14 protein-coding genes are annotated in these 18,976 nt (G+C 57.4%); 4 read left to right on the top strand and 10 right to left on the bottom strand.

All coding sequences use genetic code 11. The features are described from left to right. Positions 1-723 (bottom strand): 3-deoxy-manno-octulosonate cytidylyltransferase (gene kdsB, locus R6V78_RS13300; protein WP_410289852.1); only part of this gene is annotated, 723 nt, incomplete at its 3' end. A gap of 364 nt (positions 724-1,087) precedes the next feature. Here kdsB and R6V78_RS13295 point away from each other — a divergent pair. Beyond that, positions 1,088-3,016, top strand: coding sequence for an FAD-dependent oxidoreductase (locus R6V78_RS13295; RefSeq protein WP_410289851.1), 1,929 nt, complete (start codon positions 1,088-1,090; stop codon positions 3,014-3,016). 176 nt (positions 3,017-3,192) lie between these two features. On the opposite strand, the gene R6V78_RS13290 is transcribed toward R6V78_RS13295, so the two are convergent. After that, positions 3,193-5,196 (bottom strand): methyl-accepting chemotaxis protein, encoded by a 2,004-nt coding sequence (locus R6V78_RS13290; protein ID WP_410289850.1) that lies wholly within the window; start codon positions 5,194-5,196, stop codon positions 3,193-3,195. 350 nt (positions 5,197-5,546) lie between these two features. Between R6V78_RS13290 and R6V78_RS13285 the strand changes: the two genes are divergently transcribed. Beyond that, entirely contained in the window at positions 5,547-8,468 is a 2,922-nt protein-coding gene (locus R6V78_RS13285; protein WP_410289849.1) for a PAS domain S-box protein, read from the top strand. A gap of 85 nt (positions 8,469-8,553) precedes the next feature. On the opposite strand, the gene R6V78_RS13280 is transcribed toward R6V78_RS13285, so the two are convergent. From R6V78_RS13280 to eno, 3 genes are all read right to left on the bottom strand, one after another. Then, positions 8,554-10,212 (bottom strand): CTP synthase, encoded by a 1,659-nt coding sequence (locus R6V78_RS13280; RefSeq protein WP_410289848.1) that lies wholly within the window; start codon positions 10,210-10,212, stop codon positions 8,554-8,556. 87 nt (positions 10,213-10,299) lie between these two features. Continuing rightward, positions 10,300-11,169 (bottom strand): hypothetical protein, encoded by an 870-nt coding sequence (locus R6V78_RS13275; RefSeq protein ID WP_410289847.1) that lies wholly within the window; start codon positions 11,167-11,169, stop codon positions 10,300-10,302. Between the two features lie 73 nt (positions 11,170-11,242). Then, entirely contained in the window at positions 11,243-12,520 is a 1,278-nt protein-coding gene (gene eno, locus R6V78_RS13270; RefSeq protein WP_410289846.1) for a phosphopyruvate hydratase, read from the bottom strand. Between the two features lie 223 nt (positions 12,521-12,743). Here eno and R6V78_RS13265 point away from each other — a divergent pair, with 223 nt between their 5' ends. Beyond that, positions 12,744-13,151, top strand: a complete 408-nt coding sequence (locus tag R6V78_RS13265; RefSeq protein ID WP_410289845.1) for a hypothetical protein — start codon at positions 12,744-12,746, stop codon at positions 13,149-13,151. A gap of 150 nt (positions 13,152-13,301) precedes the next feature. Here the strand turns inward: R6V78_RS13265 and R6V78_RS13260 are convergent, their stop codons facing one another. The 5 genes from R6V78_RS13260 to R6V78_RS13240 form a co-directional block, all read right to left on the bottom strand. Then, complete coding sequence (locus R6V78_RS13260) at positions 13,302-13,976, bottom strand: ABC transporter ATP-binding protein (RefSeq protein ID WP_410289844.1); 675 nt, start codon at positions 13,974-13,976, stop codon at positions 13,302-13,304. Between the two features lie 10 nt (positions 13,977-13,986). Then, positions 13,987-15,144, bottom strand: coding sequence for an ABC transporter permease (locus R6V78_RS13255; protein ID WP_410289843.1), 1,158 nt, complete (start codon positions 15,142-15,144; stop codon positions 13,987-13,989). A 3-nt stretch (positions 15,145-15,147) separates the two neighbouring features. After that, entirely contained in the window at positions 15,148-15,723 is a 576-nt protein-coding gene (locus R6V78_RS13250; RefSeq protein ID WP_410289842.1) for a Fe-S-containing protein, read from the bottom strand. Between the two features lie 178 nt (positions 15,724-15,901). Next, entirely contained in the window at positions 15,902-16,279 is a 378-nt protein-coding gene (locus R6V78_RS13245) for a hypothetical protein (protein WP_410289841.1), read from the bottom strand. A 118-nt stretch (positions 16,280-16,397) separates the two neighbouring features. Next, a complete protein-coding gene (locus R6V78_RS13240) occupies positions 16,398-17,087 on the bottom strand; it encodes a Crp/Fnr family transcriptional regulator (RefSeq protein WP_410289840.1) in 690 nt (229 codons plus the stop codon). A gap of 428 nt (positions 17,088-17,515) precedes the next feature. Between R6V78_RS13240 and hcp the strand changes: the two genes are divergently transcribed. Beyond that, positions 17,516-18,976 (top strand): hydroxylamine reductase (gene hcp / locus R6V78_RS13235; protein WP_410289839.1); only part of this gene is annotated, 1,461 nt, incomplete at its 3' end.

Below are 18,976 nucleotides of genomic sequence, written 5' to 3'. Positions count from 1 at the left end.
GCAAAGCGCAACATGCTGTGAATAGTCGTGCGCCATGATCCTTCTTACTTTTTCCAGACAAGCCGGCGTGTCGACACCTGGACCGGTGCGTGTCGTCCGCACGGCCTTGATGGGAAAATCGGCTTCCAACAGTCGCAACTGCTCCAGGCGTTCCCGGTTTTCCAACGCCGATAGCGGTAAGGTAGTATACCGGGCCAATAATTCTGCGCGATAGGCATAGATACCGATGTGCTTTAAATATTCCGGTTGATAGGTGGTATTGGCAACGTACGGAATAAGCCCCCGGCTGAAATACAACGCATTGCCGCTGTGGGAAACGATCATCTTGACCGTGTTGGTATCCAGGGCTTCCTCAATGGGAATCGGGTGGCAGAGCGTACCCACCTGGCAGGACGGGTCCTCCAGCATGTTCCGGACCAACAGGTCGATGTCACCCGGACGGATCAAGGGTTCATCCCCCTGCACATTGATGTAGATATCGGCCCGGATATGGCGTGACACTTCAACCACGCGGTCCGTTCCCGAGGGATGATCGGGGGCGGTCATGATCACTTCGCCCCCAAAGCCGGCTACCGCATCCGCTATGCGGCGGTCATCGGTGGCGACAAGCACACGGTCTGTGCAGCCGGCCAGGCAGGACCGTTCGTAGACATGCTGGACCATCGGTTTGCCAGGGAATCTTGAAGATCCGTAACGTGCAGGAATAACAGTAAGAATATTCATTTCGACCACTCACTCCATCGGGTTTTGCGCTGGCACTCAGGATTTGAAATCTTGCCGGTAACTTCAACCGGCTGCTGCCAATGTTTCCCATGGTTCGGTTTATTTTTCTGGTTCTTTAGAAAAAATAACCCGTTCGCCGATTGGCTGTTGGCTCTTGGCTCTTGGTACTTGGCTCTTGGCTCATAGCTCTTGGTACTTGGCTCTTGGTTTTACCAACAGCCAACAGCTAAGAGCTGCCCTGTTGCTCTTGGCTCCTGAATTGAGGGCCAATTGACGGGCCCATCCAAAAGGTGTATACCCCCTTTTCAACGATAAGACCGACCGGTTTTACTTTTTAATCGGCATCTATTTTCCGGAGGGTTCCATGACCATTCTCAAGCATCTTTTCGCCCCCATTCAAATCGGACGCATGACGGCCAAGAACCGCCTGCTCATGTCGGCCATGAGCATCAATTTCGGCGTGGATGAAAACAACTTCGTCACCGACCAGCTGACCGGCTACCTGGCGGCCCGCGCCAGGGGAGGCGCCGGCATGATCCTGGTGGGCGGCGCCGGTGTGCATCCCACGGGTCTGGAGCTTCCCGGTCTGCCCGCCCTGTGGGACGATGCCTGCATCCCGGCTCTCCAAAAGATGGTCGCGACGGTCAAAGCCTTCGACACCTGCTTCGGCGTCCAGCTCATGCACGGCGGGCGCCAGTCCTACCACGATCGCAAGGTGGCGCCGTCAGCCATTCCCGCGCCGGCGGTGGTCAAGGGGGTTCCCCGGGAATTGTCGGTCGAAGATATTGCCGAACTGGTGGGCGCTTTCGGTGACGCCGCCCGGCGCTGCCGGGACGCCGGGTTCGATTTCGTCGAGGTCCACGGGGCCCACGGCTACCTGATCAATCAGTTTCTGGCCCTCAATTCCAATCATCGTGAAGACCGGTACGGTGGCAGCTTTGAGAACCGCATCCGCTTTTTCCTGGAACTGCTGGCCGATATCAAGGCCAAGGCGGGCGCCGATTTCCCAGTCGGCCTGCGCATCAACGGTGAAGACTACATCGACGGCGGCTGGACCCTGGACGACGCCCTGCGTCTGGCCCCGATTCTGGAAAAGAACGGAGCGGACTATCTGCACGTGTCTGCCGGCGTTTACGGTTCCACACAGCTGACCATCCCCTCCATGTATGTGGAACACGGCTGCTTCGTGGGCCTGGCCCAGGCCGTCAAACAGGTCGTCAATATTCCCGTGGTGGGGGTGGGCCGGATCAAAAGCCCAGAACTGGCCGACTGTATCCTCAAAGAGGGGCGGGCCGATGTGGTGGCCATGGGCCGTGCCCTGATCGCCGACCCCATGCTGCCGGAGAAAGCCCGTGCGGGGAACCTGAACGCCATCCGACCGTGTATCGGCTGCTGCCTGGGCTGCATTCATGCGGTGCTGGCCCTTGAGCCCGGCGGCTGCGTGGTCAATCCCGATGTGGGTCGCGAGTATTTGATGGCCGCAGACGAAAAGAGGTCTCAGCCCAGGCGCGTGCTGGTGCTGGGCGGCGGTCCTGCGGGATTGGCGGCGGCGCGCATGGCGGCCATGCGGGGCCATACGGTGACGCTGGTCGAGGAAACGGCCGGCCTCGGCGGTCTGCTGCGACTGGCCGCCAAGCCTCCCGGCCGCGGCGAGATCATGGACGTGATCAATTACCTCATCCATGAAGTGGAGCGCCTGGGTGTGGCCCTGCGGCTCAACACCCGGCTGGACGAGGCCCTGCTGGACGCAGTCGATCCGCAGGCCGTGATCCTGGCGTCGGGCAGCCTGCCGGACATGCCCATCATCAAGGGGTTGTTCACCACCACAATGGACCTGTGCACGGTGACCGAAGTGCTGGAGGGCAAGATCACCGGCGACCGGGTGATCATCCTGGGCGGCGGCCAGGCCGGACTGGTGACCGCGGATTTCCTGGCGGAGAAGGGCCGTGAGGTGGCGGTGCTCAACCGCAGGCGGCACTTTGGCGAGGAGATGTCCAGCAACGACCGCTTCTACCTCCGGGAGCGGCTCAAACGCGACTCGGTCCATCTGTTTAAGCAGGTGGCGGTCAAGATCTTCAGCGACGATGGCGTGGTTTTCACCAGTGCCGGCACCCCGGTGACGCTCAAGGGGTTTGATACCGTGGTGGTCGCCGAAGCCATGACCGCGGTGCGTGAAGCCAAACCGATGCTGGATCGCCGAAAAGTCGAAGTCATCGTCATCGGCGATGCCAAATCACCGCGCAACCTCATGCTGGCCCAGAGCGAGGCTGAGGAGGCTGGGCGGAGCATCTGACGGAATCTGCCGGCAACGGGTGCAGCCGGGTGTGGCCGCTAGCGCGTTTCCATGCGCTGATTGGAATCCCCATATCCGTGTGCGGGCAGCCTCGTGAGGGCGCTGCAAGGCTGTCGGCGGTGAAATAAGCGGGCGGCGCGAACCGGTGAGGTCGGTTAGCGCCGCCCGCCGATGGGTCAGATTTTGAACTGATCCACCAGATGCTTGAGATTCTCGGAAAGCTTGGATAACTCCTGGGCGCTGAGGTTGACCTGGCCGCTGCTGGTGGACATTTCATTCATGGATAGGCTGACTCCGGCGATGTCCCTGGATATTTCACCGGACACCGCCGTGCTCTGGTTGACATTTTCGTTGACCTCCTGGATACCCCGGGACGCCTGGGCCACGTTGGAAGCAATCTCTCTGGTGGCCGCCGACTGCTGCTCGACGGCGGTGGCGATATTGGCCACCACATCATTGACCGAGTTGATGACCTGGGTGATCTCCGTGATCTGACCCACAGTCGTGGAGGTGGTTCCCTGAATGCCTTCGATTTTTTCCTTGATGTCCTGGGTCGCCGCGGCGGTCTGCTTGGCCAGTTCCTTGATCTCGTTGGCAACCACCGCAAAACCCTTGCCGGCTTCGCCGGCCCGGGCGGCCTCGATGGTGGCATTGAGGGCCAGCAGGTTCACCTGCTCTGAAATGTCGGTGATGGTCTCAATGACCTTGCCGATGGAATTGGCCGCAGCCCCCAGCTGATCCATATTTGTCGATGCGCTGGACGCCTTGTGGGTCGCTTCATCGGAGATCCCCCGGGCCTTTTCGGCATTCTGGGCGATTTCACCGATGGTGGCGGACATCTCTTCGGATGCCGTGGCCACCATGTTGGTGTTGGTGGCGGACTGCTCCATGGCTGCGGCCACATTGTTCATGTTGGCGTTCATCTCTTCGGCGGCGGCGGATACGGTGTTGGACTTGTCGGACACAGTCTGAATGCCCTGGGTCATCTGTTCGGAAATGGCCGAAAGTTCTGTGGATGATGAAGACAGCGTCTGGACACCGTCGGTGATCTCCCTGATGATTCCCTGCAGTTTTTCGATGAAGACGTTGAACCATCTGGCCAGTTCACCGACTTCGTCCCGGGTGCTGGCTTCCAGACGCATGGTCAGGTCGCCTTCGCCCTGGGCGATGTCTTTAAGACCGGCGACGGCGGCATTGATCGGTCTGACAATGGATCGCGCGGCGAACAGGACGAAGATGGCCGTCAAGAGGCCGGCGACGGCGGCCACCAGCACATTCGAATTGCGGATAGAAACCGAGGCGGCCTGGAACTCATCTTCGTTCTGCGTCGCGCCGATGGACCACCCGTTCACGCTTACCGGGGCGAATCCCGCGATTTTGAGGACGCCTTTGAATGTATATTCCTCCACTCCGGTTTCACCGGCCATCATCCGCTTGTTGATGGAGGCCATATCCGGGATGCTGTTTACATCCAGTTTGAGCACATGTTCGGCGGTGGGGTGCGCCAGGACGATACCCTTATTATCCATCATATAGCCATAGCCGGTTTGGCCGATTTTTCGGCTGGCAACCAGGTTCGTGAAATGCTCGGCCTTGATAACGGTTCCCAGAATGCCAAGGAACTGGCCGTTGTCGGATTTGATGGGTGCACAGATGGTGACGACCGGTTTGCCGGTGGCTTTGGAAACAGTCATTTCACTGACAATCGCTTCGCCTGTCTGCCTGGCCCGTAAGAAAAATTCACTGTCTGAAATGTTAATCCCCTTATAGGCCGCCCCATTTTCAAGAATGCCTGTAAATACCTTTCCGCTGGCATCGGCAATGAAAACGCCCTGATATTGGTCTCCCATACTTTCAAATTGTCTTTTCAGCGCCTTAAAAGCATCTTCAACGCCATCGGTGGATGCATCCAGTCCGGACTCTTTTACGGAAAGCGCAAGGTCTCTAACCCGTTTCTGGCTGGCCATGGATGCGGCCTTGCCCTTTTCAGAATCAAGTATGTTGCGGGTCAATCGTGCCAGATCGGATGCAATGCCCTGGGCCTGGTTCATCGACAGATCCTGCAGTGCGGTTTGGGCTTTTGAAAAAGATAGATATCCCACGATGATCAATGGCACCACAACGGCGGTTACGCCGCCGAGTATCAGTTTTGCCGAGATGGACTGCAGATTGAATTTCATTTTGAAGGCTCCTTTGATGGCTGGATAAAAAGATTGCTTAAAACCTTTTAGGGTAGAAAATGGTGTCTGAATCAATCACAAAGGCAGGGTTGGGATCACCCGGTGTGATCTGATTCTTAATCCGGGCTCGGTTCTGAACCACCCAAGCGCGGATACGCTTAGGTGGTTTTTCGGCCGCTTCAGATTTTTCTTGACCCAAATTGATGGGCCCGGTTTACCCTGGGCCTGATTTTCGACCGGCAAATTGTTGCCTATCCCAAATCGCGGGCATTAAAGAAATCATACCATGCGACCAATAATGCTTTCATAAACTTAAAACACAGCGCTCACTTCAGCTGAAGGTTCCGTCCATGCAAAAAAGCACAAGGCCTTCAACATCCATGGCCAGGGAATTTACCAAACAATATCTGCTGATTTCTCTCATCCCGGTCCTTTTGTTTTTTGTGTTTGCAATCACGGGCGGATATTTTGCCCAGCGACACATTTTCCAGCTGTTGTCCGATTCAACCCATGAACTGAACGCGGATGCCAAGGCAGAACTGGAAAGGCTGGGTCAACAGATCATTCGGGATACGGCCAGGAACGCAGCTAGACAGATAGCGCTTTTTTTATCCTTCAACCCGGCAATGCGTATGCAGGATCTCCAGCAGTCCGACCAGTTCCAGGCCCTTGCCTTGCAGCAGGTCGGGCAGACCGGATATGTCTGCCTGTATGAGGCGGAAACCGGGATTATGCGCATTCATCCAAATCCTAATCTGGTAAACCGGAAAATGGCGTTCTTATCGGATGAGATCCCATCCTGGTGGGCCATCTTTGAACGTTCCTTGCCGGGTGATGAGGTTTCAGGCTACTACGACTGGATTAAGCCCGATGGCTCCCTTGAGCAAAAATATATGACCATGACACCGGTAAAGGGTTCCTTACATGGGCAACCCCTTATGGTCGCCGCCACAACCACCATTGATGAATTCACGGCTCCCGTTGCCGCCATGGAGCAGAAAGCCAGGGTAATCAACGCCAGTTTCCATCAGTTTTTATCCGACCAGCTGATGGTCGCGGGCATCGCCATCACCGTGTTTCTCTCGGCAACGTTCTTTTGTGTTTATCTGGTCGGCCGGCGGTCGGCGCTGCACTATATGCTGCCAATAGCCATGCTGGCCAGGACCGCCGAACATCTCGGAGGCGGTCAATGGGAATCAGAAGTTGGGCCTGCCCTGATCAATCGCCAAGACGAGATAGGTGTGCTGGCCCGATCTTTCGAGTCGATGCGACTGCAGCTGCAGAAGCTCTTCGGGGACATCGAATGTCGGGTCTCAGAATTGAAAACGGCCCAAAAATCGTTAAAGGAGAGTGAAGCGCATTTCAAAGGCCTGTTCGACGGCGTCCCTGTTGGTCTTTATCGGACAACATTCGATGGCCAGGCTATCGATGCCAATTCCACATTGGTCAGAATGCTTGGATATCCCTCCAAAGCGGATTTTTTATCCCAAAATGCAGAAAAAATGTATGCCCACCCGGTAGACCGCTCCAAATGGCAAACGGTCATCGAAATATCCGGAGTCAAGAATGTTTATGAGGTGGAGATGCGCCGCTATGATCAATCGGTGATCTGGGTCGAGAACCATTCTCGCACCGTCAGAGGCGCCGATGGTTCAATCCTATATGTGGAAGGCAGCCTCATCGACATCAATGAACGCAAGAAGGCCGAATCAGCCCTCTTCAAGAGTGAAAAAAGATATCGCAGTTTATACGAAGAGGCGGAACGATCCAAAGAACTCTACCGGTCCTTGCTGCACTCCTCTGCCGATGCGATCGTCATATGCGATACAGCCCAGCGAACGACCTATGTAAGCCCTGTTTTTACGCAGTTGTTTGGGTGGCCGCTGGATGACATCAAAGGTCGACAGATACCGTTCATCCCCGCGTCCGCCGAGGAAAAAACCACCGCCATCGTCAAAGATGTCATTGAAAAGGGGACCACCCGCCATGGATATGAGACCCAGCGCTATACCCGTGATGGCCGCAGAATAGATGTCAGTATCAGTATCTCCCGATACGAAGACAATGCAGGCAAACCCGCCGGAATTTTGCAAATACTTCGAGACATCAGTGACCGCAGGCGGATGGAAACCCAACTGCAGTTCGCCCAGCGCATGGAAGCAATCGGAACACTTGCCGGCGGCCTGGCCCATGATTTCAACAACCTGATGATGGGAATTCTGGGAAACATCTCAATTATGATGCTCGACACGGAACCCACAAGCCCCCATTATGATAAACTCAAGAAGATCGAGAAGCTTATCCAGAGCGGTTCCAAGCTTACCAGCCAACTGCTTGGATATGCACGCAAGGGGAAGTTTGAGCTTAAAGTTGTCGATTTGAACCAAATTGTACGCGAAACCGCCGAAATCTTCGGGCGCACAAAAAAGGCGGTTACCGTCAACCTGGATCTGTCAGCAACGCGGATCCTGGTGGACATCGACAGATCCCAGATCGAGCAGGTGTTATTCAACCTGTTGATCAATTCGGCGGATGCGATGCCTGATGGCGGTGATATCAGCCTGGAAGCGTCGATCGTCCAGTACCGGGACAAGGGGCAAAAGCCATACAAGATGGAACCCGGCCAATATGCCCGGCTGCAGGTCACCGATACCGGCCACGGAATGAATTCAGAAACGCAAACCCGTATTTTCGATCCGTTTTTTACCACCAAGGAGATGGGCAGAGGCACGGGTTTGGGCCTGTCCTCGGCATACGGCATCATCAAGGCCCATGCCGGCTATATCGAAGTGGCCTCGGAAACGGGGCAGGGAACGACATTCACCATTTATCTGCCCCTGTCAAAACGTGAAATTTCTGATGCAGACCAGAATGATGCCAAGATCAAATTCGGCAAGGGGACGATACTTGTCGTGGATGACGAGGATATTGTTCTCGACATCGGGACGGAGATGATCGGGCGGATGGGCTACCGGGTCATCGCTGCCAGGAGCGGCGATGAGGCCATAGCGCTTTACCGGGCCAATTCCGGTGGCGTCGACCTGGTGATTCTGGACCTCATCATGCCCGGCACCGGCGGCCGCGAAACCTTTGATCTGCTCAGGCAGATCAATCCCGATGTAAAGGTCCTGTTGGCAAGCGGTTTCAGTATTGACGGCCAGGCCATGGAGTTGATGGATCGTGGATGCAACGGTTTTATCCAAAAGCCCTATAACCTCGAAGGCCTTTCACGCAAGATTGATGAAATCTTGAAAAATGAACTCTGCCTGTAGGGGATACAAGGGTTGGCTCTTGGCGCTTAGCTCTTCCCAACAGCTAACAGCTATCAGCTAAGAGCCGCCCTTTTCCTCCTGGCTCTTACTTTTTTTCGATCTCCCGGCTGCCTGAGTATTTCAGGGCGGCGGCGATGAAGCTGCGAAACAGGGGGTGCGGGGTCATGGGGCGGGACTTGAACTCCGGGTGGAACTGGCATCCCAGATACCAGGGGTGATCCTCGATTTCAACGATTTCCACCAGTTCGCCCGACGGGGCCATGCCTGAGATGTTGAGGCCGGCTTTTTCCAGCTTTTCAATATAGGCATTGTTGAATTCATAACGGTGGCGATGGCGTTCGGAAATGATTTCCATGCCGTAGGCCCGGTAGGCCAGGGTTTCCTTTTCCAGCTTGCAGGGATAGGCTCCCAGACGCATGGTGCCGCCTTTGTCCGAGTGGACGTCGCGCCTCTGGACGGTACCGGATTTGTCGTCGAACCATTCTGCCATGAGATAGATCACCGGATCGGGCGTACTCAGATCGAATTCGGTGCTGTTGGCCATCTTCAGGCCGGCAATGCTGCGGGAAAATTCGATGACGGCGATCTGCATGCCCAGACAGATGCCGAAATAGGGTATCTTGTTCTCCCGGGCGTACCGTGCCGCGCAGATCTTGCCCTCCACTCCCCGTGAGCCGAAGCCACCGGGCACCAGCACGCCATCCACCCCTTCCAGGCTCAGGCTGCAGGTGTTGGCGTCGATGGTTTCCGAATCCACAAATTTCAGATTGACCCGGGTCCGGTTGGGGATGCCGCCGTGGATCAGGGCTTCGTTGAGGCTCTTGTAGGATTCGGTCAGGTCCACATACTTGCCGACAATGGCAATGGTAACCGTGTAGGTGGGGTCATTCATCTGCCGGCACAGGGTCTCCCAATTCTCAAGCCGGGGAGCCCGGGTCCAGATATTGAGCAGTTCAACGATTTTGTTGTCCAGCCCCTCCTGATGGAACAGCAGGGGAACTTCATAGATGCAGTTGACGTCCTTCGCCGTGATGACGGCATCGGCACCCACATTGCAGAACATGGCGATTTTGGCCTTGATGTCTGCATTCAGCATACGGTCGGTGCGGCACAACAGGATGTCCGGCTGGATGCCGATGCTGCGAAGCTCCTTGACGCTGTGCTGGGTGGGTTTGGTCTTCACCTCTCCGGCCGTGCCGATGTAGGGCACCAGGGTCAAGTGAATGTAGATGACGTTGTTCTTGCCCGCATCGTTGTGGAACTGGCGGATGGCTTCCAGGAAAGGCAGGCTTTCGATGTCGCCGATGGTGCCGCCGATTTCAACGATGACCACATCCACATTTTTGGATGCCTTGCGGATGCTGGTCTTGATTTCATCGGTTATGTGGGGGATGACCTGCACCGTACCGCCTAAGTATTCTCCCTGGCGCTCCTTGGTGATGACGCTGTGGTAGATTTTCCCCGTGGTGAAGTTGTTGTCCCTGCCCAGCTTGGCATGGGTGAACCGTTCATAGTGGCCCAGGTCCAGGTCTGTTTCGGTGCCGTCATCGGTGACGAAGACCTCCCCATGCTGAAACGGGTTCATGGTTCCCGGGTCCACGTTGATATAAGGGTCCAGCTTCTGGATGGTGACGGTCAGCCCCCGGCTCTCCAGCAGTGCGCCGATGGACGCCGATGCCAGGCCCTTGCCCAGGGAAGACAAAACGCCCCCGGTAACGAAAATATACTTGGTGTCGTAACCCATTGAAAACCTCAGCCGTGCGTTTATGACGGTTTCGTAAAACGTCCGATGCGACTGCCTGTAGCATATTTGACCGGTTTGTAAAACCGGCTACTCAAATTTTTTCTGCACGTCCTCGACCCCCTGCTGCACCGCTTCCACGGCTTCCTGCGTGTGCCCATGGGCAGCATCGGCGTCGCGGGCCGCAACCGAAGCTTTCAATGCTTCCAGATCCATCATATCCGCAGGGATGGATGGGTTCAGGCGCAGGCCGGTCACCCGGATCTCGCGGGCAAGGCGGCCGTTGAGGTAAAAAAGAACCTGCCATGGAAACCAGCCGCTCTGGCTTTTCTGCCAGTTGTGGTAAAAAATTTCCAGACGGCTGCCATCCGGCTGCTGCTCGCCTTCCGTCAGCAGCAGCCGGATGGGTAAAAATGTCTCTTTGTCGACAGCCAGCTGGGAGACCGATTCATCGGGGTAGCGGGCGCCCACAACGAACACCACCTTTTCGTCCAGTCGGCCCAGGCTGGCTATGGCGGTTTCGACGCCCAGCCGGTTGAGTGTGCGCATCAGGCGAGGCCGGGTCCGGCTGCGCAGCAGCCGCTGGTATAGATCGTAGGGGGTTTCGTCAACAGCCATGCGACCGTCGATTACGGTCAGCCCATGGTCGCCAAAGACCAGGTGGGTCCGTTGGACCTGTTCGGAAAGGATGTCCGACCGGAACCTTTCCGGCAGCACATAGGTGGCGGTTTCATCCAGGGTGGTGGGTGTCGCTTCCGGCGTTTGGGGATAGATCATCAACTTCTGGTCCACCTGAAGGGTGGCTATGCTGCCCATGGCCTCAGCGGTGAGCTCCAGAATATGGGGGCCTTCAAGGACATGGGCGCCGGCCGGGCCGGTCAAGGCCGCAGTGATAAAAACCACCCCAAAGGCGGCCGTTAATAAAGCAGCCCGTGCCGGAGTCATCGATCTTGTTTTCATGGGTGGCTTACCCCTGCTGGACGCCATTTCAAAAATACCGGTAGCGCGAAACCGGAACCGGCGGCCACGGCATCTAATCGGCAACGAAGATATCCTGTGCAAACCGGCCCCCTTTGCCCAGGGCTTCTTCGATACGAATCAGCTGGTTGTACTTGGCGATGCGGTCTGACCGCGACAGGGAACCGGTCTTGATCTGTCCGCTGTTGACCGCCACGGCCAGATCGGCAATGAACGCGTCCTCGGTTTCACCGCTGCGGTGGGATATCACGGTGGTGTACCCGGCCTGCCTGGCCATCTCGATGGCATCCAGGGTTTCGCTGACCGTGCCGATCTGGTTGAGTTTAATCAGAATCGAGTTGGCGATGCCGTCTTCAATGCCCTTGGCAAAAATAGTCGGATTGGTGACGAAGATGTCGTCGCCCACGATCTGAATGTACTCGTCCAGGCGGTCGGTCATTACCACCCAGTTCTCCCAGTCCTGTTCGGCCAGGCCATCTTCGATGGACAAGATGGGGTATTTCTCAATCAGGTTCTCGAAATAATCCACCATTTCAACTGCGGACAGGGATTTGCTCTCACCCTTGAGGACATATTTTTTATTTTGGTAGAATTCGCTGGCGGCCACATCCAGAGCCAGCCCCATATCCTTGCCGGGCGTATAGCCGGCAGCCTTGATCGCTTCCATGATAAAGTCGAGGGCTTCTTCAGTGGATTTAAAATCCGGTGCGAAGCCGCCTTCATCGCCCACTGCCGTGCTCAATCCCTTGGATTTGAGAATTTTTTTCAGGGCGTGGAAGGTCTCGGCGCCCATCTGGATGGCCTCGGTTATGCTTTTGGCACCGAAGGGGACGATCATGAATTCCTGTATGTCCAGGTTGTTGGCGGCATGGGCCCCGCCGTTGACCACATTCATCATGGGCACGGGCAGGATTCTGGCATTCACGCCGCCCAGGTAGCGGAATAGGGGCAGGCCAAAGGCGTTGGCAGCCGCGCGGGATGCAGCCATGGAGACACCCAGAATGGCATTGGCGCCCAGTTTGGATTTGTTGGCCGTGCCGTCCAGTGCCAGCATGCAGGCGTCCAGGGTCAATTGATCGGAGGCATCCATCCCACGGATTTCATCGGCGATGGTGGTGTTGACATTTTTAACCGCCGTGACCACTCCCTTGCCGCCGTAGCGCTTGGCGCGTGTATTGCGCAGTTCCAGGGCTTCGCGTGTGCCCGTGGATGCGCCGGAGGGAACCGCCGCGCGGCCGGTGGCGCCGCAGGCCAGCATCATCTCCACCTCCACGGTCGGGTTGCCCCTGGAATCCAGAATTTCTCTCGCGGTTACATCGATAATTTCCGTCATGGTTTCATCTCCCGATTGCCTGGTTCGCATGGTCGACACCGGCTGCGCCGATGGCATGCGTAAAATTGTTAACAAACATAAAAAACAATGGTTTGAAGGAATGCCGGCCCCCGTAATCCGTGGGCCGGTTGGCGCTTGACAATTCAACAACAAATGGTACTCTCCTTGCCGGGGGTTGTCAAGAAATTGGCCCTGAAACCATACAAGGCAGAGATTGACCATCATGAAGGCGAACGATTTATATACCACTGCGCATCTGTTTGTGGCGGCTGTGCGGGTGCTGGATCATCGCGACGGCGCACCACCGTCATTGGAGGCTGTCTGCCGGCTGCTGGACTATTCGGACGAAAAGGGCAGCTTCCTGCTCAACCGACTCAAGGAGCCGGGAATCGTCGACACGGTCCAAAGCGGATTCAATGACCGCATCGTGGTTGGCAACCATCTGGCCATCGAGGAGCTGCCGCGGGATTACGAAGAGAGCCGGCTTGAGCAGGAATTGAAGAAATTCAAGCAGGGCCGCGACGCGATGCAGGAAAAGGTTGCATCCATCAAGGCTCAGCAGGACCGGAAAAAGCAGGACCTGTTTGCCGAGATCGAAAAGAAACTCAAGCAGAAGATGGACCGCAAGTAAGCCGCGTTGAGAGCGGTTCCCATGAACCGGAGGCGGCCGGCAGGCATTTCCGACACGGGGGGAAGATTGAACCCTGGACGATGAATGTTCCTTTTTCTCACTTGACCCCTCGAATCCTTGACCCCTTGGCCCCTGTTTTTTTTGCGGGTGTTACCGGCCACCCTGCAGCCGCCCGTCGGCCACGTTGAGGACTCGCTGCACATGGGCCGCGCAGCGGGGGCTGTGGGTGACCATCACAATGGTCATGCCTTCGGCGTTGAGCCCCGTGAACAGATCCATGATCGCATCGGTGGTGCGGGTGTCCAGGTTGCCGGTGGGCTCGTCGGCCAGAAGCACCGGCGGGTCGTTGACGATGGCCCGGGCGATGGCGCAACGCTCCTTTTCTCCACCCGAGGCTTCGCCGGGCAGGCGCCCGCCCTTTGGTCCCAAACCCACCCGGTCGAGTGCAGCCTGGGCCTTGCACCGCTTTTCCGATTTGGACATGCGGATGGTGGTCAACGGCAGCATGACGTTTTCCAGCAGGGTCAGATAGGGGATCAAGTGGAAGCTCTGGAAAACAAACCCCAGAAATTCACGGCGAAAATCGGCGCGCTGCTCCGATTTCAGATCGTAGACATCGATGCCGTCAACGGTCAACGTTCCCGTTGAGGGGGTGTTCATGGCACCGAGGATGGAGAGCAGGGTGGATTTGCCGGCCCCCGATTCTCCCATGACGCCCACGAAAGCCCCGCTGTCGATGGCAAAGCTGACGTCGGCCAGGGCATGGACAACCGCGCTGCCCCGGCCATAGGATTTGCCCAGTTGGTTGGCGTGGATACTGCTCATGAATACCCTCCTACAATGACCGCAGGGCGGAGTTGGGATCCAGTCGGGCGGCCATGATTGCCGGATAGACACTGGCCGTCAGGCCCACGACCATGGCCAACAGGATTGCGCCGCCGCACAGCAGCGGATCCCAGGCGGTCGATGCATGGCCCATGTCTGAAAAAAACCGCACGGCAATGAACGTGGCCCCGGTTCCCGCCAGATAGCCGAGGAGACCGGCTGGGCCGGAGATGATGGCCGCTTCGGAAAAGATGATGCCCATCACATGGCTTTTGCGAAACCCCATGGCCCGGAAAATGCCGATTTCCTCCTTGCGTTCGCGGACGCTGCTCATCATGGTGGTGAGCACCACCAGGCTGCCCACCAGGATGACCACTGCCGACATGCCCATCGAGAAGGCACTGAAGCGGTGCAGCGTGTCCATGCGCCCTTTGACCACCTGCTGGATGGCCATGACTTTGGCACCGGGAAGCGCATCCGAGATTTGTTGAACCATATCGTCGATGGGGCAGTCGTGGCACAGGGCCGCCACCTCCACCATGGAGATCTGGCCCTGTCTACCCAAGATGGCCTGGGAGGTCGACAGTTCTGCAAACAGCAGCTGGTCGTCCTGGCTGCCGGTGGTGCCCAGAATGCCGGATACGTACATCTGCCTGCCGTTGATGTCGACCGCCCGGCCGATGGTCAGGTTCAGCAAACTGGCGGTTTGGGCGCCGGCCAGCACGGCATTGCCGTCGGGCAGTTTGCCGGACAGGCTCCACCAGGGTTTGAGGACGTCGACGCGGTTCATGTCGATGCCGGCCAATAGTACGTCGCGGCCGTTGGCGGAAACCACACCCAGCAGCGTCGGCCCGGCAGCGGCAATGTTGGCGGCGTTTTTGATGGTGGTCAGGCGATGCAGGTCCGCCTGGTGGATCGGCTGCACGCCGACGGATACGCCGCCCAGATTGATCCCGCCATAGCTGAGTTGAAGATCTTCGGTTTTGGGCAGAATCAGAATGTTGGCCCCGTAGCGCTCCATCTTGTGATTGATTTCGGCCGTCATGGTGCGCACGAAGCCGATCACCGCCACCATGGCGGCCACACCCACCACCAGGCCGGCCATGATAAAACCGGCTTTGGCCTTGCGCCGCATGAGGTTTTTTATGGAAATATCGGTCAGGCGCATGATTTAAGCCTCTTTGGAGAAGTTAAAATAAGTCTGTCCCTTTTTCAGATCGTCCTCCAGGATCACCACCTGGTCGCCCTGGATGGTCCGTTTCAGCGGCGCCGGATTACAGCCCCCCTGGACCTCGTTGACCATCCCCGACTCGAAGCGACGTCCGCAGTTGCGGCAGACCATGCTGCCGCCTTCCTGGTAATAGCCCTTGCCGGCCCGCCAACAGACATCGCATGCATCGAAGGCCGCACGGATGACGCCATCGGTGCTTTTCAGGATGAAATAGCCGATTGTGGTCTTGCTTTCGGTGTCGGCATATTGAAAATGGCGGGCTTTCTCGTCATCGAACAGGCTGACCGGATAGGTGAAACGGCCCTTCTCGGGGATCGGGGCGTCCGGCGGGGAGTTGGTCGTGATCCTCGGGGGCGCGCCGTCCGGGAACAGGAAGAAGCCCAGGCCGGCAGCCAGGGCGATGACGACCACGGCTGCGATGACGATGGGGGTCGGGTTCTTTTTGTCGGTGTTCATCACGACGGCTCTCTTGGCTGCTAGGTTGCTGGCTTGCGATGATTTAATCTTTGCAGTCATGAACGGTGCTCCTCAATGCGTTGGTTGCTGTTGAACCACGGTAACGAGCCCAAACCCCGCCGCTTGCGGCGGGGTAGGCGAGCGAACGGGGGGTCGATTGTCATCCTTGCGGCGCTGCGCAGCGCCGCCGCGGACAGAAATCAATGCGATTGACAACCCGGGGGATCAGAAGAAACGATCAACAGATCAGACGGCAGGTTCGCAGGTAGACCGGTGGGGCCGCTGACGCCGGGACGCGGGTGACCCCTGGACCGGGCGGGGATAAGTGCATGCGGTCGGCCGCTGTGCGGCCGTTGCCCCAAAGCAGCAGGACAGTATCCATGGATTGACGATCAGGCGTGTGAACCAGTGCCGGCGCTGCGTCCGGCAGGCTGTTTGCGGACATGCGGCATGGCGCTGCACCCGTTGGCCGGCAGCAGTCTGCCTGCGCGGGGGCGATGCTGCGAAACGTGACCGTGGCTGTCCCACCGTCATCCGCGCAGCAGCAGTTCCGGCCATTGCAAGCAAACGCCGCTGAAACAGTTGCCAGGACAGGGTTGGCCAGCAGGATCGCCATGACCACCAGGCATAGAAAACGCCCGGTTAAAAATGGGCGATGGTGACGTTGCAGCGCTTTCATGGCGCTAAAGGTAAAATAGCTACCACAATGTGTCAACATAAAAATGCAGGGTTTTTTATTCGGTCAGCTTTCCGGCTGCGGACAGATCCTCCAGTCCGAGCGGGTCCAGCAGATAGATCTCCTTGCCCTCGACCCGGATCAGGTCCTGAGCGGACATTTTGGCAAAAATCCGTGAGAGCGTTTCGGGAATGGTGCCCAGCAGACTGGCCAACTGTCCTTTGGAAATAGCCAGAGTCACGTGTTTCTGATTATCCTGCTCCCTGGCCAGATAGATCAGGTAGGAGGCAAGGCGGGAAGGGACCTCTTTAAGTGAGAGATTTTCGATCTGGACGGTAAACTGCCGCAATCGCATGGATAGCTCAGCGAGCATGTTCATGGACAGGGACGGGTGGGCGGCGATCAGGCGCACGAAAGCATTGCGCGGCAGAAAGAGAATATGGCTGCCGGACAGGGACTCGGCATTGGCCGGAAACCGGGAGCCGGAGAATACCGGTACTTCGCCGAAAAGGTTGCCCGGCCCATAAATGTGCAGAATCTGCTCCTTGCCATCCAGGGATGTCTTGAAAATTTTTACCTGGCCGTCGGCGACGATGTAGAATCCATCCGCTAGGTCGCCCTCCATGAAGATGGACTCTCCCCGTCGGTACCGCCGGTCGATGGCAATGGCGCTGATCTCATCGATCTGCTGTTCCGTCAATCCCTTGAATAGCGGGGTGATCGTTAGGATCCGGCTGATTTTTTTCATCTGGCGCCACCCTTTATGTTGCCGGTCAGCCGACACTGCATTATTATTCTGCTTACTACTTCAAGATCGAACATTGCAATGGTAGCCAATGCATCGGCTGCCCTATGCGCTGCTTACGCGCCGCACTTTTCTTCGCCGGCCTGCTGCTGAACTTTTCGAAAAAACGATTGTTCCCAAAACGATATATCTGCTTGGTTCCTTGATATAAGTCAAGGTATATCGGCCGGCCATGACCCATTGAAATCAGCCACACGACCCGGCGCATGGGCCGGTGAAAAAAAAAGAAGATCTTGACCCAGGTCAAGGGCAATTCACACGGATGAGGGTAGAAGATAACCAGACCGGTAATAGGCGCTTCGGCTGCAAGGACATAAGGCCCGGGCAACGCTGACCCTAGTCACAACACACACAACCAAGGAGGAAACACCATGTTTTGTTTTCAATGCGAGCAGACGGCCAAAGGCGAAGGATGCACCCAGATCGGCGTATGCGGCAAACAGCCCGACGTCGCCGCCCTTCAGGACCTTCTCATTTATGCGACCAAGGGGATCGCCCAGGTGGCGGTCGAAGGGGCCAAGGTCAACGTCAGCGACCCGGCCGTCAACCGCTTCACCTGTGAAGCCATCTTTTCGACCCTGACCAATGTGGATTTCGACCCGGCCCGGTTTGTCGCCCTGATCAACGCGGCCGTCACCCATCGTGAGGCGCTCAAGGCCAAGGTCAAGGCTGCCGGCGGCAATGTGGCCCTGGCCGATGGCCCGGCCACCTTCGTTCCCGCGGCTGCCCAGACGGACCTGGTGGCCCAGGGCGAAAAGGTGGGTGTCAAATCCGATCCTGCCGTCAACCCGGACATCCTCTCCCTGCGGGAGCTGATCGTATACGGCATCAAAGGCCTGGCCGCCTATGTCGACCATGCCCGCATCCTGGGCCAGGAGGACGAGAAGGTTTACGCATATATTTACCAGGGTCTGGCGGCAACCCTTGACCACACGCTGGGTGTTGACGACTACCTGGGGCTGGCCCTCAAATGCGGCGAGGTGAACCTGCGGGCCATGGAGCTGCTGGATGCCGGCAACACCGGCACCTACGGCCATCCCGTGCCCACGGCCGTGCCCCTGGGTGCCAAAAAAGGTAAAGCCATTCTCGTTTCCGGCCACGACCTGAAGGACCTGAATGACATCCTCGAACAGACCCGGGGCAAGGGGATCAACGTGTACACCCACGGCGAAATGCTGCCCTGCCACGGCTATCCGGAATTGAAGAAGCACAGTCATTTCTATGGCCACTATGGTACCGCCTGGCAGAATCAGGCCAAAGAGTTTGCCGCGTTTCCCGGTGCCATCGTCATGACCACCAACTGCATCCAGAAGCCCAGGGAGTCCTACCAGGACAATATCTTCACCACTGGACTGGTGGGATGGCCAGGAATGACCCACATCGCCGACAAGGACTTCACCCCGGCGATCAACAAAGCCTTGGAGCTGCCCGGTTTTGAATCCGATGTTCCCGGCAAGCAGGTCATGGTCGGATTCGGCCGCCAGGCGGTCCTGGGTGTGGCCCCCACGGTCATTGAAGCTGTCAAGAAAAAAGCCATCCGCCACTTCTTCCTGGTGGGTGGTTGTGACGGCGCCAAACCGGGGCGCAATTATTATACCGAGTTCGTGGAGAAGGTGCCCAAGGACTGCGTGGTGCTGACCCTTGCCTGCGGCAAGTTCCGTTTGTTCGACAAGGAGATGGGTGACATCGGCGGTATTCCCAGACTGCTGGACGTGGGGCAGTGCAACGACGCCTATTCGGCCATCCAGATCGCCGTTGCCCTGGCCGGGGCCTTCGAATGCGGCGTCAACGACCTGCCGCTCTCCATGGTCCTCTCCTGGTACGAGCAGAAG

Origin of the sequence: Desulfosarcina sp., assembly GCF_046496365.1 — a bacterium.
Taxonomy (GTDB): Bacteria; Desulfobacterota; Desulfobacteria; order Desulfobacterales; family Desulfosarcinaceae; genus Desulfosarcina.
The sequence above is the reverse complement of the archived record's forward strand: the minus strand, read 5'-3'. Positions and strand labels throughout refer to the sequence as shown.